Here is a 20,698-nt window from a genome sequence, read left to right as displayed (position 1 = left end):
GTATCAGCAAGCATTTAATCTAAATGGCAGTTACACAGAATTCGGGATGGTCTCTTTTCGGCAGGTACTGACTTCAATCCCTATCTTACGACAAAAGATCGCATCATAAGCTTTATGGATGCGCTGTTCACAGATGAACTGCTTAACGATATGTAAATGGAGCGTATCTGTTCGCTACAACTGTGTTTTTCACTCTACTTTTAATCGTTTATAGTTTCGGTGGCTCTTAGTTTTAATATTCAAATATGGTCAGACATTTTTCTGCTGTAGTACAAATTTTTGTTCTTGGTAATACAAACCTTTATTAGTACCAAAAAGCCGCCTATACGTTTGTGTAGGCGGCTTTTTGATGCGTGATAGCTGGGTTTTAATCTAGCTTGATCAAACTTGAGAGACCAAAACTACCCAACCTTAACACTCGTTACGTTCTGAAAGCCTCTTGGCAACTGTCCGCCGCGATTGCCACGCGTGCCCGTATAGTTAGCCAAATCATTCGGCTTGAGAGTCACATGGCGTTTGCCAGCAGTAATGACGAGGCTGTTTTGTTGACTCAGTGGAGTGATAGCAAGTACCTCTTCGCCATCTTTTAACTTGATCAGTTTGTTTCCTTTACCGCGAGCCTGCTCAGGCAAGTCGTCAAGGGTAAATATCAGTAGATATCCGGCATTGGTTACCACTGCGACATGGTCAGGCGTTATCTCTAACTTGGTGGTCTCGTCGTCAGTGTTATTCGCCATTTTTACTGGCGCGTCGATACGAGCGACAGACAGCAGGCGACTATCGGCAGCGAGGTTAATGACATTCTTGCCTGCCTTTTGATTGCTGTCTAAATTACCAAGGGTGTTGATAAAGCCATAACCTTGCGAGCTGGCAAGAATGATGCGTTGATCGTCAGCACCAGTCAATAGTTGCTCAAAGCTGGCACCTGCTGGTGGTTTTAACACACTGGTCAGCGGGTCGCCTTGACCACGAGCGGAGGCAAGGTTGTGCGCATCAATACTATAGCTGCGTCCAGTGCTGTCGAGCACATAGATTTTTTCATTGGATTTACCGCGTACATGCGCCTGATAACTGTCACCTGAGCGATAGCTCATACCAGCGGCATCAACATCATGACCTTTGGCCGCGCGAATCCAGCCCGCTTTCGATAGGATAGCGGTGACCGGCTCGCTCGGTACGAGGTCTGACTCTTTTAATGCTTGTGCTTCTTCACGTTCTGCTAGCGGCGACACGCGCTCATTGCCGTGCTCTTTCATATCGGCGGTGAGCTCATCGATCATAAGGTTAGTCAGACTGTCTGGGTTGTCCAAGTAATCCTGAATGCTGGCACGTTCAGCAGCCAACTCGTCTTGCTCACGGCGCAACTCAATCTCTTCTAGCTTTGCCAACTGGCGCAAACGAATGTCCAAAATAGCATTGGCCTGAATATCTGTCAGGTCATAGTCCTGCATCAAGGTCGCTTTTGGGTCGTCTTCTTCACGAATGATACGTATCACTTCATCAATATTGAGATACGCAATTAGCAAGCCTTGGAGAATGTGCAAGCGTTTATCGATTTTGTCGAGGCGATATTGCAAGCGGCGAGTCACCACTGAGCGGCGACAAATGAGCCATTCTTCCAACACTTCTTTTAGATTTTTGACCTGCGGTTTACCATTGAGGCCAATCATATTCATATTGATGCGGTAGTTGCTCTCAAGATCGGTGCTGGCAAACAGATGGCTCATAACGCGATCGACATCGACGCGCGTTGAGCGCAATTCTAATACGATACGACAAGCGTTCTCATGATCTGATTCATCATGAATATCGGTAATCCAAGGCAGTTTTTTATCCGTCATGAGCTTGGCGATTTGCTCTTGGATTTTGTTACCTGACACTTGGTAGGGTAGTGCATCAATGATGACCAGATTTTTTTCTTTACTATCGATATGAAAGGTTGCACGCATCTTATAGCTACCGCGTCCAGTCTCATACATCGCTTGCAAGTCTTTTTTGGTCGTGATGATTTCAGCTGGCGTTGGCAAATCTGGCGCTGGTATCGATTGGGTCAGCTGCTTGACTGATAGATCTGGATTTTTTAGTAGACGAATAGCAGCACGTACCACTTCATTGAGGTTATGCGGCGGAATATCGGTTGCCATACCGACCGCGATACCTGTGGTACCGTTTAATAAAATATTAGGCAGGCGAGCGGGCAGGGTGGTTGGCTCCTGCAATGTACCATCAAAGTTGTCTTGCCAATCAACCGTGCCCTGTCCTAACTCTGCAAGCAACGTATTGGCATAAGCCGACATTTTGGCTTCGGTATAACGCATGGCCGCAAAGGATTTGGGATCGTCAGGGCTACCCCAGTTCCCTTGACCTGTGATGAGTGGATAACGATAGCTGAACGGCTGTGCCATCAAAACCATGGCTTCATAACACGCGCTGTCGCCATGTGGGTGATATTTACCGAGTACATCACCGACCGTACGCGCAGATTTTTTGGCTTTGGCAGAGGACTTGAGACCAAGCTCGCTCATGGCATAGACGATACGGCGCTGTACAGGCTTTAGGCCGTCAGCGATATTGGGGAGTGCCCGATCCATGATGACGTACATGGCATAATTGAGATAGGCCTGCTCAGTAAATTCTGCCACTGAGCGAGTATCCATCGGCTCATTCGGGAGGAGTGCGGCAACAGTAGGGTCAATAACATCGGACATAAAATAGACTTCGCTTATGAGTTTTTAATTAGTATCGTGGTGCATTATATATGCATGAAGCGCGGTACGCTCTTTAGTCGGTACGGCACTCACTGAAAAATAAGATAGTGCTATCGTAAAGGATATTGGCCTAATTAAAAAGACGTATATCAGAATATACGACAGCTCATGACGTGCTTTTATAGGTACGGCATATTGTGTGCTCATACATAGCTTTTGGATATAAAGTTAAGCATAGCAAACCTAACATTTGTTTTTATTTTTTTAATACATAGTTGTCATGGCAGTGGCGAGCCAGTCAGAAGGATGCTGACAGCGACGCCAAGCCGCGATATAGACAGTATTTGCCATTACGTTATTATTCCAACTGAATTTGCTGACGCCATTGATTGCCCGTGCCAAACCCTAATTATCCTGTCAATAAAATGGTTAAAATAACAGGAAAACAGTGGGCAGATTTGAGTGGTATGGTCGACTCCCATCCGTATAAGCGACTGATATTAATAAAAATAGCAGTCGTCAAGCCAGTTTGAGAACTGGTGTAGCAATCTTTTATATTGAGTAGTCTATGTAAAGTGTGTATGTTAAGGAACAAAGGGCTATTTACCACTATATTGTTCACTCAGCACTTTACGATAATATCACAGCCACGCTCACCATCATGGTGGCAAGCCTGCGCTTTGATTGTTCGTATATTTATCACACTGTGATTTGCATGAGTTGACAGTAATGTATTATTACTAGGAGAAAAAAGATTATGGAAAATCAAGGTAACCTGACTCGTCGCAATGACAAAGTATGGCTCAAAACGTATGAAAAACTTGGCATTCAATCTGATATCGAGATGCCAACAGCCAACACTTCATTGATCGACATCATTGAGCAAAACTTCATCAATCATGCAGGCAAAACCGCGTTTGTTTGTATGGATGTTAAGCTGTCTTATGAACAATTAGATCTCTATAGTAAACAAGTTGCCGCCTATCTTCAGTCATTAGGATTGCAAAAAGGCGATAAAGTCGCGGTCATGATGCCCAATATTTTGCAGCTACCAGTTGCTGTATTAGGGGTGTTACGGGCTGGCATGACGCTGGTCAATGTGAACCCACTGTATACTACCAAAGAGCTCTCACATCAGTTAAAAGACTCAGACACCAAAGCGCTCATTTTGCTTGAAAATTTTGCGAAAACGTACGAAGACATCGGTGTCGATCTTGTTGATCATGTCGTGATCGCCTCGATGGGTGACATGATGAGTCCGCTCAAAGGTTTTATTGTCAATGCTGTGGTACGCCATGTCAAAAAAATGGTGCCTGACTACAATATCCAAGGCAGTGTTAAATTCAAAAAAGTTTTGAGCAGCGCTTCTACCAAAAATTACAAGCGTCCTAATAATATCGGTCTCGATGATGTTGCTGTACTTCAATATACGGGCGGTACGACGGGGGTGGCGAAAGGTGCCATGCTGACGCACGGTAACCTGATTGCGAACCTAATTCAGTGCAACATGCTATTGGGCGATGAGTTCGATGAGTTTGAAAGAAAAAATGAGCAACCCGTTATCATGACGGCACTGCCGCTATATCATATTTTCTCATTTACCGTTTGTGGTATGTTTGGCCTATACCGTGGTTGCATCGGGCTGCTAGTACCAAACCCACGTGATCTACCAAGTTTGATCAAAGCATATAAAGACTATCCACCCGCATTTTTTCCAGCAGTGAATACGTTGTTCACCGCCTTAGCCAATAACGCAGAGTTCAAGTCTTTGGATCATAGTAAGCTGGTCTCTTCAATGGGCGGTGGTATGGCAGTACTTGGCTCAACGGCTGAGCAATGGCAGCAAGTGACGGGCAACGTCATCTCGCAAGGCTATGGCTTATCTGAGACGGCACCTGTGGCCACTGCCACCCCCATGGGTAGCACCGTTTTCGATGGTACGATTGGTCTACCGGTACCTGGCACCGATGTTGCGATCTTGGATGAAGCAGGTAATGAGGTAGACTTGGGTGAGCGCGGTGAGATCAGTGTTCGTGGTCCGCAGGTAATGAAAGGCTACTGGAAGCGTGATGACGCGACTGCTGAGGTTATGACGTCTGACGGTTATTTCCGCACAGGCGATATCGGTATCATGGATGAAAACGGCTACTTTAGAATTGTCGATCGCAAAAAAGACATGATTTTGGTCTCAGGCTTCAACGTGTATCCAAATGAAGTAGAAGACGCGATGTCCACCCATCCAAAAATTTTGGAATGCGGGGTTATTGGCATTGATGATGAGAAGAGTGGTGAAGTGCCCAAAATTTATGTGGTACGTAGTGACGCCAGTCTGTCCGCAGAGGAAGTCACTGAGTATGGCAAAGAAAACCTAACTGGCTACAAACGTCCTCGCTATGTTGAATTTATTGACGAGCTACCAAAATCTAACGTTGGTAAAATCTTACGTAAAGACCTACGAGCGCTTGAAGAAAAGAACCATGGTTAATCTGTGAATGTCCACGTCTAGACAGTGGTACGATTGATTAGTGATATGACTGATGAGCGATATCACTGACCATTTAAAAGTGTCTATGTGAGCTGTGCGCACTGGCAATAAATACGCTGAGTGGGTAGTTTTTTAGACTGTCGTGACCAAAATGATAAGGCTGCTTAGGTGCTGCCTTATCATTTTTTGTCTTTATAATCCCTATAAGCCATAAACCATCAGCCAAAATGGTATAGATAGAGAATTTTGAGTAAAACTGCTATAGTGCTGACTGAGCTATTTTTGCGTTTATGGATAACAGAGTGTTGATTTTACTCAATATGACTCACCAAGCGATTATTATAAATGGGCGATGGCTTTTTTTGAGTTATAAGCTGATTTAATAGGCGTTTACTATAGCTATTTGTCTGACAAAGAATATAAATAACCAAACCGTGATGATAGCTGCTGGTTCACAAACCTATCTTGTCACCAATCAACAAAAAACGATATTTATATATAAAGTATTTTATGTTTTTAACAGTAATATTTAGGGAAAATTATGACGGACGAAATCAATAAAGAGACAACCACTAATAACGCGGCAACTAGTGGCAAAGACGATGCAGCCGAATACAATTATCAAGACCATGCATTTCCCACCATGCCGACCATTGCCAGTGACAGTCCATGGCTGAGTGCTTATGAGCGCTATAGTATCGATGCTACGATTGAGATGCCAGAGGACAATACCTCTTTACTTGATGTGTTTGACCGCAACTTTAGTCGATATGGTCAAAAAACTGCCTATATCTGCATGGGCTCGTCCATCAGCTTTAAGCAATTGGATCTATATAGTCGCCAAATTGCCAGTTATTTGCAGTCAATTGGGCTAATCAAAGGAGACAAAGTTGGGGTCATGATGCCAAACCTCCTACAGTATCCAATCGTGGCTCTAGGCGTGATTCGTGCAGGTATGATCCTTGTCAATGTAAACCCTTTATATACCAGCCGTGAGCTGTCTCATCAGCTACATGATAGTGGTGCCAAAGCCTTATTCATCGTTGAGAATTTTGCAAAAACTTACCAAGATGCAGAAGACAAAGGTCAGGTTGAGCATGTGGTTGTGTGTAAGATTGGCGATATGCTAGGCACGATCAAAGGGACAGTGGTAAACCTTGTCGCCCGTCATGTCAAAAAAATGATTCCACCTTATAGAATTTCAGGTAGTGTGAGCTTCAAAGATGCCTTGGGTGCCGTCTCTGCCAATCACTATGAGCGTCCTGAATTGAACTTGGGTGATGTGGCATTACTACAATATACAGGCGGTACAACAGGCGTTGCCAAAGGCGCCATGCTGTCTCATGGCAACTTGATTGCCAATATGCTACAGGTCAGTGCACTGATGACGAGTGCATTCGAGGATGATGTCGATAGTAGAGATGTCATTTTGACGGCACTGCCGCTGTATCACGTATTCTCATTTATGGTGTGCGGTATATGCAGTATGTACCAAGGGTATACTGGCCTTCTTATCCCAAATCCACGAGATCTCGATGGTCTTATCAAGGAGATGGGAAAATACAAACCTTCATTTATCCCAGCCGTGAATACGCTGTTTAATGGCTTGGTACACAAAGAAGGTTTTGCAGACTTAGACTTCTCTAATCTAAAAGCTTCTATTGGCGGCGGTATGTCAGTATTGCCAAGTGTGGCCAAAGAGTGGCATAAAATCACAGGTCTGCCTATCGTTGAGGGTTATGGCCTATCTGAGACATCGCCTATTGTCGCCTTTAACCCAATGACCATTGCAGAGTTTACTGGCAAGATTGGTATTCCTGCGTCTAGCACTGATGTCGTATTGATTGATGAAGAAGAAAACGTCGTCGCGTTGGGTGATCGCGGTGAGATCTGTGTCAAAGGCCCACAAGTCATGATTGGTTATCAGAACCGTCCCAAAGAAACGGCTGAGTCTTTTACCGCGAGTGGTCACTTAAAAACAGGTGATATCGGTATCATGGACGAAAAAGGCTTTATCAAAATCGTCGATCGCAAAAAAGACATGATTTTGGTCTCTGGTTTTAACGTCTATCCCAACGAGATCGAAGAGGCCATGAGCGAGCATCCAGACGTAGTAGAGTGCGGTGCTATTGGTGTGCCTAATGACGAGCGCGGTGAAGAACCCAAGCTATTTGTGGTCAAAAAAGGCAATGTTACCGAAAAAGAGCTGCTTGAGTACGGCAAAAAACAATTAACGGGCTATAAGCGCCCACGTCACATACAGTTCGTCGATGAATTACCAAAGTCGAACGTTGGCAAAATCCTGCGTAAAGAATTGCGTAAGATGGAAGGGTTAGAATAGTTTTTACGGTTCAATAGATGCTAGCGGATGGCGCAATAGCAGGTGAAATCTTGCTATTGCGCCGCTGTCACGTTAGGATATCTCAAGATTTTAGTCTGCCAAATAGCGATCGTTTGGCTCATGAGCCACCGACAGTATATTTTATGACACTGCTTTTATAACATCGTACTAGGAACTTTTATGCGTATTGACAATCGTGAACTTGACCAACTTCGCTCTATCAGCTTTGAGCGCCACTATACTAAGCATGCTGAAGGGTCAGTATTGGTCAGTTTTGGCGATACCAAAGTATTATGTACGGCCAGTGTAGAGTCTGGTGTGCCGCGCTGGCTCAAAGGCAAAGGCAAGGGCTGGATAACCGCTGAATATGGTATGTTGCCTCGTGCGACCAATACTCGCAATCAGCGTGAAGCGGCACGTGGTAAGCAATCGGGTCGCACTCAAGAAATCCAGCGTTTGATCGGTCGTAGCTTGCGCGCCATGATTGATCTAAGTAAGCTTGGTGAAAACACCATCTATCTTGATTGTGATGTATTGCAAGCGGATGGCGGCACTCGTACGGCCAGTATCACAGGTGCGGCAATTGCGCTGATTGATGCGTTAGAAACTATCCAAAAGAGCAAAAAACTCAAAGCTGATCCGCTGATTGGATTGGTTGCTGCGGTTTCTGTTGGTATGAAAGATGGTGAAGCTTATCTGGATCTGAACTACGAAGAAGATTCTAGCTGTGACACGGATCTCAACGTCGTCATGACTCAAAAAGGCGAGTTCATTGAATTACAAGGTACCGCAGAAGAAAAGCCGTTCACTCGCGCTCAAGCAGACGCTATGCTGTCATTGGCTGAAACAGGCATTGCTGAATTGATTAAAATGCAGCAGACTGCACTTGGCTGGTAGTCTGGTATTTAGATAAAACTTGCTGTCTTTATTTTTAGTTTTAATAACTGCCTGTTAGTCTCTGATAGGCAGTTTTTTCATAAAAAACACTTTTTACATTTCGCAATAGGTAACAATGCATGCTCAAGCTGACTGATGATGGCGCCAAAATCACCTTACAGGGTCAGCCGAATAATGCTGACAACGGTATGTTTTGGTTTGGATCTGCATTACTGATAGGGGCGGTGGCAGTTGCTATGGCAATGAGTCTATTGTCTGAGCGGCTGGCAATTGGCGCGTTGGCACTGCTGATCATCGGCAGTTTTATTTTTAATCAAAAGCGTCAAAAGCAAAAAAAAGCCATGAGTGGCCTAATCCATACGGGTACATTGTGGGTACGAGCAGGCGAGCTGGTCCATGATAATCTTGGCAAACGTGAACATATTCATTTGACTGACGACGATAAAGTTGTGCTTATCGGTGATGGGCTGCAGATTGTCGATAGCAATAATACTCAAAAATATCATATTACGGGTTTTGAAGGTGCCCAAGAAGCCACAGTGACCAAGGCGATACTAGAAGGTCAGGCACTAACCAAGCGTCACGTCAATATCAAGATGAGCAGTAACTAAAGGTATCATTAGCCAATCGCTTGCGCTATGAACCATCGTTTTTATCAAGCTCAGCCCCAATGCGACCATTTTCATTCTACTAAACCCCTTTTATATACTCTCTTTTTCACCACCGCTTATCACTCATTTCATACCGATCATCGCTCATCATCATTGAATAGTTCTTGCAGATTCAGGCCTAAATGGTTTATAAGTAGGATTATAGAATTCAATCTTTATCATCCTCTGTACTGTCATTGAGCCTTTGTTGATCAGGAGTTAGTCATGTCGCGTTTGTCTATATCGTCAGTCGCAGCGTCGTGCAGTTTGTTTATGTTTACAGGTAGTATCGCAGCACACACCCATGCAGATAGTATGAGCGCACTGATTGCGCAAAAATCCGCTCAGTCTTATGCTAGTACAAGCTATGCCTCTTCCTACCTAGCAGCGCCTTCTGTCAAAGTCAGTACACAATCTACTATTCAACGCGCTCGCTCACCCTCATATAGCAATGATAGCATGAGCAGTTATGGCAATCAGCCAGCGTTAAGTACCACTTATCGTTATCCTGAAATGCAGCGTCAGGCACCTACGGCATTGCCAGCGTTCTTATCAGGGAACTATGACAACGTCGATAGCGAGTATTTGCCACTACTGAGTAGTGCTGAGACGCAGAGCAGTATGGCGGCGCGTGAGGTCGTGAGCGTCGCACGTAAAATGGCTCTTAATGAGCGCACGATTATCAAAGGTGGCTGCTGGGATTATCTCAACGCAGTATTCAATCGGGCAGGGGTTTCGCGTAATACCATTCATAAAGGGACGTATGCGCAAGGCCCTTATGCCAATAGTAGCGACATTGAGACAGGTGACTGGCTCTATTATATCAATCACAGCTACAATGGTGTCGAGCACAGTGGACTGTTTGTTGGCTGGGTCGATGAGCATGCCAAGCAGGCCTTGATACTCAGTTATGCTGGTGAAAACCGCCGTGAGCCGGCGCGTTATCGTGTTTATGATTTGAGCAATGTCTATCAAATCATGCGCCCTAGTGTTTGATCTCTCATATTTAATAACAAAGCGGTCCATAAAAAAGCGTCCATCACTTTGATTAGTGATGGACGCTTTTGAGTGATGGCTCATCAATCATGATGTGGGTGACTGAAATAAGTGTGGTGACGGGATTCTAGAATGGTTTGACCACCACCAAAATCACAATAATGACCAAGGCAAAAACAGGCACTTCATTAAACCAGCGCCAAAATTTATGAGATTTATAGTGCGGATTGTCGATCAGTTTTTTGCGATAAAAACCGCAAGCACCATGATAGCCTGATAGCAACACGACGAGCAGTAGTTTGACGTGTAGCCAGCCTTGAGTTTTGTAGACATCCCAGCCAAGGCCGAGCATCCATAGACCGAAGATCCATGTCGCAATCATCGAGGGCGTCATAATCCCGCGATACAGCTTGCGCTCCATAATGGCAAAGCGCTCATGGCTGATACTATCCTCGCTCATCGCATGATAGACAAATAGGCGTGGTAAATAAAATATCGCCGCAAACCAGCAAACCATTGAGATGATGTGCGCCGCTTTAATCCAGTTAAAATAATCTGCCATGATACTGTCTCTTACTTCGCTTATATCAATAACCAATACACGATTGGTACTATGAAAAACACCATACCCGTTTTACTGGGTATGGCTTGTTGACCTCGTTTTGCCAGTCGTATTTTGCCAATCATATTCTAAGTATACTGTGATGTAGACGACTCGTTTTTTTGGCTGAGCGTCGGTTGTCCCATAATACAGAGGAAAACGCGACCTAATCTACCAATACCACCTGCGACTGATGGCCACTCATGGCATCTTTGACAGGCACTTGTCTGGGCGCTGCAAACTGCGCTGTCAAACCCAGCTCACGCATCAGTCTATTGTCACTAGACTGACTGGCATTGCCAGTGGTCAATAGCTTGTCGCCATAAAAGAATGAATTGGCACCTGCCATAAATGCCAAAGCTTGCTCGGAGTCTGATAGGCTCTCACGACCAGCAGAGAGACGCACATAGCTGGTCGGGCAGCAAATACGAGTCACAGCGATGGTACGAATCCACTCAAGCACGGGCAGTTGCCCCTCTGCCAATACTTTATCGCCAATTGGTGTACCTGCAATAGGCACCAATAGGTTGACAGGGATTGATTCAGGCGCTTTCGGCATTTTTAGCAGCTCATGTACCCAATCGATACGGTCGTCACGGCTCTCACCCATACCAACTATATTGCCGCTACAGACATTGATACCAGAGTTGCGTACGTTTTCTAGTGTGTCCAAACGCTCATCATAGCTACGCGTGCTGACGATTTGCTCATAGTAGCTGCGCGAGGTATCTAGGTTATGATTATAATAATCAAGCCCTGCATCCGCCAGTTGCGTCGCCTGATTGGTATCGAGCATACCTAGCGTCATGCAAGTCTCAAGTCCCAACGCTTTGACTTCTTTGATAAGCTCAACCACATAGGGCATATCTTTGGCGCTCGGATGCTTCCACGCCGCACCCATACAGAAGCGTGATGAGCCTGTCGCCTTGGCACGCTTGGCTGCGGCAATGACTTTATCTACTTCTATGCGTTTTTCTGCTTGTAGTTTTGTGGTATCGCGGTGATGACCTGATTGTGAGCAATAGCCACAATCCTCAGGACAGTTACCAGTCTTGATAGACAATAAGGTGCTGATTTGTACTTCATTGGCATTAAAATGCTCTCTATGAATGGTCTGTGCTTTTAGCAATAAGTCCATGAGCGGCAAATCAAACAATTGAGCAATGTCATCACGGCTATAGCGAGTCGCATGTTGGTTGTCAGTTTTGGTGGCATCTGTTGCAAGACTGGCCAAAAAGCCATTATTTGAGGCGTTTTGCTGACCCAATAGATCAGATTGGCTATCGGCGTTTGGTTCAGAGATGCTAAGCAATCCTGCCATAAGGTAAATCCTTTTATAAAATAAAATGGTATCAAGTAAAGTCAATAGGCTTGTCTATTGTCATTTATAAGATAATAAAAAAGGTTGCTGTATAGTATACCGCAACCTTTTTAGAAAATCAGAACCCTGCTAGAGAGTACGTATAAATGTCACAGTAGCGCACATCAATAGTAACTATCTATTCATAATGAGTTTCTATTTATGGTGACTGTCTATTTATAATGACTGTCTATCTGAGTCTAATTTATCAGTGAATATCCCTCGATGCATCGTTGAGATAGATCGAGTAACTATTTACTTATTACTTACCCATCTTATGCTTTGCAACACCAACCCAATGCTCAGCGAATTTCTGTGCTTTATAAGCATAAGGCTTCGCTTTTTGAAGATAAGGTTTGTACTCTTCTGGAACGGCAGGCACGATGTGTTTTGCAAGTTTGTTGAACCACATCATGAGGCTATAATCACCCTCAATGCTTAGATTGCCTTCTTGAACGGCTGTCATAAACGCCGGCAAGCTGCCTTTGGTCAACAGCTTGACGCCCGTCATAGAGTCTTTAAAAGTGATGGTCAGGTCTGCGTCTTTTGCATGGCCACTTTGTTGACTAAATTGTCCATTATCAAAGTGAAAAGCACGTGCGATATCAGATTCGGTACTGGCAAATTCGATAGTAACATTGCGATCGGCAAAAAGTGCTTTGACGTCTTCGTTGTCGCTATCAGCGAGCATAGACAGACGATAGCCAACCACGGCTAGCAGCGCATCTAATGGGTCAGACTTGATATCTAATACAGGGATAGTAAACATAGTGGAACTCCTAAAGAATGGGGCATAAAAATAAATCGTACTTTATACCAGTTTTTATAATAAATACATCACTAGATTATAAACCACTGGTAGGTTTCAACTCTTTAGGAGTTAAGTAGAGAGCGTTAAGTATCTTGTAACATTCGATGTCACTGGTGTTGGTGGGGTACAAAAATTCATAAATGATCATTAATGAAAGCGCGGCTTGTAATCGTCATCATAAACCGGGGTATGTTCGACATAGCGAGCGGCTTGTAGCTCACGCTGCTGACTGACCGAATGACTGACATCCTCATAGCGTAATGCCCGATATAGCACCCAGCCTACCAATGGTAACCAGCTGATACCCATCGCGATGACATAACGGTGCCATTCCGAAAGCGCAGACAGCATCGAACGACCTGCCAAAATATTCTGGATCATCTCAACGACAAGCCAGTAGGCCATACCACCAAACAGATATAGCAACAGCCAACGCTGCGATGAAAAAGCAAGTGCCACGACCATACCTATGAGTGAGCCATAACCAAGCCATGCTGCACTGCTCCATGTCTCTGCACCAATAAAAGAAAAAATCGTCATTGCCATCATTCATCTCGCTATTCATAAGGTGAATTCCAATAAAGCTATTATGAGAGGTTGCTGCCCAAAGCTAAAGAGGGGTTAGGCGACTTTGCGACAACCGTTGACGTTTGATTTTTTAGTGTGTTTTGATGGTTTTTGATTGCCAGATAATAAAATAAGCGCCGCAATAAAGGGCGCTTATACTTAGGGAGGAAGACGGAGGTGATAAGATAAAAAAGTATTTTTAATCAGGTGTTTATATAAACCTGTGAACGGTTATTCTGCATTGGTACGGCGACCCCACCACGAGATCATAGAGACTAGAATGGCACCCAATAGCATCAACCCTAAAGTCATGAGCCAATGGGGGCCAGTAGGGTAGTGCCACGGCATGACATTCTCCACAGCCACGCTATCAAGCGTGCCTAAAGCATCTACTTTCCATGGCCATACCTTGACCAATGAGCCTGCGATAAAGCCAGTTAATAGGGCCAATGTTGCTTGATAGTAGCGAGCAAGCAACCATTTTAGAGCGCGGGTAAACAGTAGCAGCCCAGTTGCCATACCAGCCATCACAGTCAAGAGCACTGTAAAATTTAGGGTGTGTACGGCTTCTAATACCGTGTCATAAGCCCCTAGCAGCAACAAGATAAAAGACCCTGACACCCCAGGCAATATCATGGCACAAATCGCAATGGCCCCTGCAAAAAACAAATATGGCAAGCTGGCAGTGGTGGCAAGCAGTGGCAGATTGCTAATGACGACAGCTGCGATCAGTCCAGCCGCGAATAAGGTCGCTCGGCCTATACTCCAGCGCTTGATCTCACTTAACAAGATAAACACCGTTGCGATGACCAGTCCAAAAAAGAACGACCAAATGAGGAGAGGTTGGTTGTCCAGTAAATGCTTGATGATACCAGCTAGCGTAGCAAAACTTGTGGCGATACCAAGTATCAAACATAATAAAAATGTCGCATCAACCTGTCGCCAAACCGCAATCAGTCCTTTGAGTCCGCCTTCTTGTCGGAATATCTGCCAAAGGTGAGGGCCGATACTACCGAGTGCATTAATCAGGCGCTCATAAATCCCTGCAATCAATGCAATGGTGCCACCAGAGACACCAGGTACGATATCAGCAGCACCCATTGCCATCCCTTTGATATACACACCAAGCAGCTGCTTTGGGCTATCAGTGCGTACGGGAGGAGTGTTTGGGTCTAGTGGCTCTGCTACTGACGGCTGCTGTGGCCGTGGAGATTGGGGTGCCGTCATGGACAGTCCTTTGTTATTTGTTATCTGTTATTTGTTATCTGTTATTTGAGGATAACTAAAAATAGGAATTTAAGATTGGCTTATAAAAAGCGATATAAGTATCGAGACAAGTCAGGATGATACAGAGAAATTTGACGCATAAAAGCGGGATTAATGATACAGACATCAATCCCGTTTATCGGAAATCTAAGGGATGATGCGCTTATTTAGTAGAGGCAAATGCTGGATAACCAAGCGCATATAATGTCCCCTCAAGCCCCGTCATATTGACCGCTGCATCTGCCCGAGCCTGAACGATGGGTTTGGCATGATAGGCAACACCTAGATCGGCAAGTGCCATCATAGATAAGTCGTTGGCCCCATCACCGATACAAACCACTTGCGACATCTCGATGCCCAAGCGCTCAGCCGTATGCTCGACAATCGCGGCTTTTTTGGCACCATTGACAATAGGAAGCTGCACCTGACCGGTAACTTCTCCCTCGTCGATGTCTAAGACATTGGCATGGACCTCATCAATCCCTAACTGCTCAGCGATATAGCGGGCAAAGTAAGTAAAGCCACCAGACACCAGTACCGTATGGTAGCCCAAGGCTTTTAAAGCACTGATCGTGGTGCGCGCACCGATCGATAACGTCAAGCGGCTGCAAATATCATCGAGCACATCGGTAGAAGTGCCTTGTAATAAGGCCACGCGCTGAGCGAATGACTCGTCAAAGTCAATCTCACCACGCATCGCCGCTTCGGTAATGGCTTCAACTTGCTCACCGATGCCCGCGGTTTTTGCCAGCTCTACGATGACTTCTTGTTCAATCAACGTTGAATCCATGTCAAAGCAGGCAAGCTTGTGAGTACGCAGCATATGACCAACAGATAGGATATGACAGTCGACGATATCCAAGTTGGCTGTACTATCGGCGCTGCGTGTGCGGTTATATGCTTCAGACAAGTCATGGCGCAGACGAGTGGTCAACTGATCATCAATGATGTGAGCGGCGGCGGTCTTCTTGCCAGGGTGCATCAGCGTGTCCGTCACAGGTACCAACAGATAGCGGTACACTTGAACATTGGTAAAAGGAAGACGCTGTGCATCTGCTGCTGTCGGCTCTGTATCAGAAACCGTAATATCGACAAAGCTTGCATCTGTATCTTCAGCGACTGTCACCAAATGCCAACTTGGCTGCTCATCGACCCAAGACTGAACGTATTGGTGAATATCCATGGCGGATACTTGGGTTGGTAGCACGACGATGAGTGCAAAGACAGGCAGCGACTGTAGCGCATCAAAATCTCGCAGGTTGGTATCATCAGGTAATAATGCTGCAATAGAGTCAACGGCTTGTTGCCATGCTTTGCTGTCTTTTGGTAACGAATAAGATGTATTTTTTGGCATGGCTCAATTGTCCCTTGTATGCTCATATAAGATTGGGAATAATAACAGTTTTACTGAGTAGCGCCTATAGATGACGCGCAAAGTATCATGGGTGTTCAAAAATGCTTATCAGCGCCTAAAATCTGCTGAAATGCAACAAAGTTATTATGATAAATTTATAAATCGACTAACGCTATAAGACTTATTATGGTGATATAGTAGATGAGATAAACGGACCACTTTGATAATAATGCTGTGGCAAAAATAGCAGCATTTATCTGAGTCATATTTTCAGTGAACCGCGATTGATAGGCGCGCACGACAATTTTTAAAATTAGCCAAAAAATGAGCGACCGTCTCGTTTTTTAATTTCTTTTCTCCAAAAAAGTTTAACATATCATGACGTATTTAGCGCCGCGGCAAGGGTTGTTTGCCATTATTCTTCTGGTTAGTTTTTGTTTACAAACATTGTTATTGGTCATCAGTACCGATCAGCAGCTGAGTAAAAGTCGTGCGTTAAAAGGCGAGCAAATGGTCGCCCAGCTGATCGATGAAGCAAGGCTGTCTTTAGAAAACAAAGACCGTGTCAGTCTCAGTGTGATTGCTAACCGCTATACCAGCGAGCAGGACGTAACAAGAATACTGATTAAAGACAATAAAGATGATATTTTGGTGCCTGTGGGCAACGCGCCAATGCAGCAAGGTGATACGATTCGTCAAATTGCCACCAATGGTGATGCGGTGATTGGCAGCGTTGCATTGACATTAAAAGATGTCAGTAAAGGCGAAATCATTGCGATGCAGTGGCCATTTGTGATCGGTACGATGCTGCTGCATTTATTACTGTGGTTAATCTATGGTTATCTTGCTCGTCCGACCAAAGAGCAAATCAGTGCGCTGAGCCGTAATATTCAGGACTTGTATCGCGAGCAGTATAATCAGGGCGATCAGCGCGGCTACAGCCGTGATCTTGAGCGTCGCACGACTGGCAGTCCAGCTGATGGTAGTCCAAGCGATAGTCAGATGGCTGGTTTGGCTGCCAAGAGCGAGACAGCTGGCAATGCATCACAGGCGCGTCCGTTCAATGTACATAACGAAGTCAATGAGTACCTAAGAACACAGCAAAACCAAAGCAGCAGCGACGAGACAGGCAGTCACGTTGCCACGCCTGCTGACAACGTTGAAGAGGATAGTGTCAGTGTGACGCGCAGTGACTTGCAGTCTGGTCATCATACCTCCAAGTTGTCTGCCACGCGTGCAGTCGATAGCGTGAGAGTACAGATCGTCTTTCATGATGAGTTCAATATGCTTGAGCGCCTTGCACCAGCGCAGCGCTTGCCGTATCTAGCGCTATGCACGCAGCTGCTCAATCAAGCGGTGACCGAACTACTCAAGCAGCCATTGCTACTGGGCGTGAGTGCGACCAATGAAGCACGTTTTGAGGATGATGGTGCAAGCGTGGTGCTAAAAGCGGACAACAGCCATGCCAAAGTAGCACTGGCTGGGGTCATGCTTGCCAAGCTGTACTTGATGCTCAACAAAATCATTCATGACAAACATATCGAGCTGTCGCGTTTTGCACTACCAGCCAAAGCTGGGGTGAGTGATGAGGCGCAATCAGAGCCCATGACGCATCTACTAGAAAGCATCGGTAAAAAAGAGCAACTGCTTATCCTACTACCGACCGCCGGCCTCAAACAAATCAGCAATCATGTACAGGTCCATAGCATCATGCGTCCAACCACTGTCTATGAGCGCGAGTGTGCGATATTCGATGGCGGGAACGACTCGATGATTCAGCGTTTGGCAGATGTTCGTAATGCCGTGCTCATGATTGAAGACGAAGATGAGTCAGCGACATAGCAGTATTAACATGGGTCATTTATACTACAATTGTCCACTATATAACTGGTATCATAGTCTTGGCACTCAGGCTGAAATGTGACATATTAAGAAAAAGGATTGACAACATTCAATAGAGACTTTATAAGGCATATATATATTGATGTGTTTTTAATACCCTTGCCTAAAAATGATAGGAGTTTGTCATGAGTGACGCTGATATTGACGACGATTTTGATGATGATTTTGTCGACGATGATGACGCAAAGATGGTTGAAGAAGCTGAGACAAGTGTACGTACGCGTTTAAGTAGTCTTGAGAAGCGTCGACTGATCGATAATTTGCTAGAAGAGAAGCGTTTGGCTAAAGAATTAAAAGATGATATAGACAATTTTGATGAAGATGGTGATGATTGGGATGACGACGATTTTTAATTCATTGGCATCATTGTCTAAGCTGACTAAAGTCCTCTAATGATTGACCATCATCTAATCAGTCATATAGGTTGCCAGATGTTTATTACTTTTTATAAACGTGTGTAACCCGCTCTATTGAATGATATTTACGTTGTAAAGGCTGCTTGTTTTTCACTATTCAAGCAGCCTTTGTTTTAAAACCCTTTTGCCTTTAACCGATCGATCACTGTGATTGACGTTGGCTATCTCTCAAGGACTGTTAAGCCATGAATAACCAATTAAGTTTTGATGAACTGCTCGATTATTTGGACAACCAAGAGAGCCAGTTCGTGCTCGATAGTGTCGCTGCGCATGGGTTTTTGACAGCGACGGTCATTGGTCGCCCATTACCGAACTGGATGGACGCGCTTTTTGAGGGTCATGTGAGTGAGATTCCAGAAAACGTCATTGATGGTATTCAGCGCTGGCGCGACTCGATCATGGCTGAGCTAAAAAACGAGACACCGATTGAGTTGCCATTTGGTGAAGATGCTGGTGACGAAGAAGTGGCGGTTGATTTCTCAGATGAATCAGATATCGTGGCTTGGTCGATTGGTTTTGTTGATGCTATGTATGGCGATGAAGCCAGTGATTGGTTTGAAGACGAAGAGACAGCAGAAGACGTGGCTGTGTTGACCTTACCAATGATTGTATTAAGTGGCATCGATGATGAAGATCCAGAGCTAGAAGCAATGCGTCGCGACGAAGACAAGATGGTGCAAATGGCCAATAGCATCGAAGGCAATTTGACTGAGCTGTTTTTATTGTTTCATACCAATGACTAGTCATTCTAAAAGACAGTGCGACTAGCCGTACTGTCTTTTATTGGTGCTGCGTTAAGTCGCTCTGGTCATTCTTTTAGATACTTTAATAAGTTACCGATAAGGTCTTACTATGGCTGTGCAACTCTCCAATCTTGAACACCTACCCAATTATCAAATTATCGAACGCTTAGATGTGGTGTACGGCAGTACAGTGCGCTCAAAGCATGTGGGCAAAGACTTGTTTGCTGGGCTAAAAAACATCGTTGGTGGTGAGCTGACCGCCTACACTGAGCTACTAGAAGAGTCGCGCCAAGAAGCGATCGATCGTATGGTGGTCAAGGCTGAGGCATTGGGCGCTGATGCAATAGTGGGTCTGCGTTTTTCTACTTCTAGTATTGCACAAGGGGCTTCTGAGCTGTTTGTTTATGGGACCGCGGTCAAAGCTGTGCCGCAGCAGCAACTTCAGCACCCACCAAGCGATAGCCACTACTCCTCGAGTCAGAACCCAAACCCTCAAGCCCAAACTGCGCCAGAGGATTTACCGCGTTTTAACCCTTTTGGTTGATCTTAGTGCTTTAAAAACTGTAGCACTGAAAATCACAATGCTAAAAACCGTAATGCTTTTTATGATGAGAAACGCACCATGAATGACTCACTTACGCAAGTGCTTATCAATTACGGGCCATTTATCTTACTGTTCGTTGCTGGTTGGTTTTTTGGGTCGCGTCACGAGCGTCAGCATTTGGTTCAACTCAGCATAGAAGAGCAGGCATTAGGGGATATCACTGTCTCAAGCGAGCGCTTTTATCGTCCCACGCTCGCAGCTGGTAATGAGGGCGATCTGGTACTGGGCAGCGTGGTCATAGCTCAAGATTACTTTAAGATGATCATTGCTCGCATACTGAGCATTTTTGGCAAAAACCTAACAACCTATGAGACCCTGCTTGATCGCGCGCGCCGTGAGGCAATCGTCCGTATGCGTACGCAAGCAAAAGCCAAAGGCTACACTCATATTTATGGTGTACGTCTAGAAGTCACTAATATCAATCAACTGGGCAGTATGGTAGAAGCCATTGCTTATGGTACGGCCGTCATGAGTATCGATCATCTGTCTCTTCAGGCTGCTACTCATACCTCTTCTGCATTTTTATCTTCTGAACGCTCTCACAGGGCTATCTAACGTCTCTTCTGTGCTCATCACAGTACAATATTCAACTTCTCAAGTACAAAAATCCATAATTGACTGACGAGTAGTCGGAAAAATCAAATACATACACTTTTACAACGATATACTGACTTTTAATGTTTCAACATTTTTTGGGTTTATGTTGATAGGTATGTCTCCAAAAAGATTGCTTTACCGCGACAATGCGTTGCGCTAGTGTGCGACCGTTGCCGTACAAAAACGCTGACGACGTCGGTGGCTTTTACCCAAGATATCAGCAGGATTGGCTGATTGAGCATTACGAAGTTGTCATAAACCTGCCCATGTAAGGGCGCTATCTACAAGGATGTAGTTATGGAAGGTGTTGAGTTAGTCACGTTTGTCAATTCAAAAGTCATTCCCATTAGGGCGTGTTGAACATTCGACCATGGCACTGACAGCGACTATTTTTTAGGCG

The 20,698-nt window shown here is 45.0% G+C and carries 17 protein-coding genes; 10 read left to right on the top strand and 7 right to left on the bottom strand.

The window, feature by feature from the left end; all coding sequences use genetic code 11:
• Positions 1–401 precede the first annotated feature (401 nt).
• Positions 402–2,708 carry a DNA topoisomerase IV subunit A gene (gene parC, locus L0G63_RS09865; protein WP_301450495.1) on the bottom strand — a complete coding sequence of 769 codons (2,307 nt, stop codon included), beginning with the start codon at positions 2,706–2,708 and terminating at the stop codon, positions 402–404.
• Positions 2,709–3,465: 757 nt separating this feature from the next.
• On the opposite strand from parC, the gene L0G63_RS09860 reads away from it, so the two are divergent.
• The 5 genes from L0G63_RS09860 (at position 3,466) to L0G63_RS09840 (ending at position 10,077) form a co-directional block, all read left to right on the top strand.
• Positions 3,466–5,193: an AMP-binding protein gene (locus L0G63_RS09860; protein ID WP_301450494.1), complete on the top strand. Its 1,728-nt coding sequence runs from the start codon at positions 3,466–3,468 to the stop codon at positions 5,191–5,193.
• Positions 5,194–5,734: 541 nt separating this feature from the next.
• The gene (locus tag L0G63_RS09855; protein ID WP_301450493.1) at positions 5,735–7,534 is read left to right on the top strand and encodes an AMP-binding protein; all 1,800 of its coding nucleotides are present in this window, start codon (positions 5,735–5,737) and stop codon (positions 7,532–7,534) included.
• 180 nt (positions 7,535–7,714) lie between these two features.
• The gene (gene rph / locus L0G63_RS09850) at positions 7,715–8,431 is read left to right on the top strand and encodes a ribonuclease PH (protein WP_201602350.1); all 717 of its coding nucleotides are present in this window, start codon (positions 7,715–7,717) and stop codon (positions 8,429–8,431) included.
• A 119-nt stretch (positions 8,432–8,550) separates the two neighbouring features.
• A complete protein-coding gene (locus tag L0G63_RS09845; RefSeq protein ID WP_301450492.1) occupies positions 8,551–9,042 on the top strand; it encodes a hypothetical protein in 492 nt (163 codons plus the stop codon).
• Positions 9,043–9,306: 264 nt separating this feature from the next.
• The gene (locus L0G63_RS09840; protein WP_301450491.1) at positions 9,307–10,077 is read left to right on the top strand and encodes a hypothetical protein; all 771 of its coding nucleotides are present in this window, start codon (positions 9,307–9,309) and stop codon (positions 10,075–10,077) included.
• Positions 10,078–10,204: 127 nt separating this feature from the next.
• Here L0G63_RS09840 and hemJ read toward each other — a convergent pair whose 3' ends face one another.
• The 6 genes from hemJ to serB all read right to left on the bottom strand — a co-directional run bounded on the left by hemJ (position 10,205) and on the right by serB (position 16,036).
• Positions 10,205–10,639: a protoporphyrinogen oxidase HemJ gene (hemJ, locus tag L0G63_RS09835; protein ID WP_301450490.1), complete on the bottom strand. Its 435-nt coding sequence runs from the start codon at positions 10,637–10,639 to the stop codon at positions 10,205–10,207.
• 205 nt (positions 10,640–10,844) lie between these two features.
• Positions 10,845–11,999 (bottom strand): biotin synthase BioB, encoded by a 1,155-nt coding sequence (gene bioB / locus L0G63_RS09830; RefSeq protein WP_301450489.1) that lies wholly within the window; start codon positions 11,997–11,999, stop codon positions 10,845–10,847.
• Positions 12,000–12,300: 301 nt separating this feature from the next.
• Positions 12,301–12,807 carry an SCP2 sterol-binding domain-containing protein gene (locus tag L0G63_RS09825; protein ID WP_301450488.1) on the bottom strand — a complete coding sequence of 169 codons (507 nt, stop codon included), beginning with the start codon at positions 12,805–12,807 and terminating at the stop codon, positions 12,301–12,303.
• A gap of 189 nt (positions 12,808–12,996) precedes the next feature.
• Complete coding sequence (aciT, locus tag L0G63_RS09820) at positions 12,997–13,389, bottom strand: AciT family ciprofloxacin tolerance protein (protein WP_301450487.1); 393 nt, start codon at positions 13,387–13,389, stop codon at positions 12,997–12,999.
• Positions 13,390–13,647: 258 nt separating this feature from the next.
• The gene (locus L0G63_RS09815; RefSeq protein ID WP_301450486.1) at positions 13,648–14,643 is read right to left on the bottom strand and encodes a DUF368 domain-containing protein; all 996 of its coding nucleotides are present in this window, start codon (positions 14,641–14,643) and stop codon (positions 13,648–13,650) included.
• 202 nt (positions 14,644–14,845) lie between these two features.
• The gene (gene serB, locus L0G63_RS09810) at positions 14,846–16,036 is read right to left on the bottom strand and encodes a phosphoserine phosphatase SerB (RefSeq protein ID WP_301450485.1); all 1,191 of its coding nucleotides are present in this window, start codon (positions 16,034–16,036) and stop codon (positions 14,846–14,848) included.
• A gap of 378 nt (positions 16,037–16,414) precedes the next feature.
• Here serB and L0G63_RS09805 point away from each other — a divergent pair, with 378 nt between their 5' ends.
• The 5 genes from L0G63_RS09805 (at position 16,415) to L0G63_RS09785 (ending at position 20,256) form a co-directional block, all read left to right on the top strand.
• Positions 16,415–17,878 (top strand): hypothetical protein, encoded by a 1,464-nt coding sequence (locus tag L0G63_RS09805; protein WP_301450484.1) that lies wholly within the window; start codon positions 16,415–16,417, stop codon positions 17,876–17,878.
• Between the two features lie 185 nt (positions 17,879–18,063).
• Positions 18,064–18,291, top strand: a complete 228-nt coding sequence (locus L0G63_RS09800; RefSeq protein WP_301450483.1) for a PA3496 family putative envelope integrity protein — start codon at positions 18,064–18,066, stop codon at positions 18,289–18,291.
• A 248-nt stretch (positions 18,292–18,539) separates the two neighbouring features.
• Complete coding sequence (locus L0G63_RS09795; protein WP_058024449.1) at positions 18,540–19,097, top strand: UPF0149 family protein; 558 nt, start codon at positions 18,540–18,542, stop codon at positions 19,095–19,097.
• A gap of 109 nt (positions 19,098–19,206) precedes the next feature.
• Positions 19,207–19,641, top strand: coding sequence for a YbjQ family protein (locus L0G63_RS09790; protein ID WP_301450482.1), 435 nt, complete (start codon positions 19,207–19,209; stop codon positions 19,639–19,641).
• Between the two features lie 78 nt (positions 19,642–19,719).
• Positions 19,720–20,256, top strand: coding sequence for a YbjQ family protein (locus L0G63_RS09785; RefSeq protein WP_301450481.1), 537 nt, complete (start codon positions 19,720–19,722; stop codon positions 20,254–20,256).
• Positions 20,257–20,698: the final 442 nt, after the last annotated feature.

It is taken from the genome of Psychrobacter sp., assembly GCF_030454045.1.
Classification (GTDB): domain Bacteria; phylum Pseudomonadota; class Gammaproteobacteria; order Pseudomonadales; family Moraxellaceae; genus Psychrobacter.
This window is presented reverse-complemented; position numbering and strand designations above follow the sequence as displayed.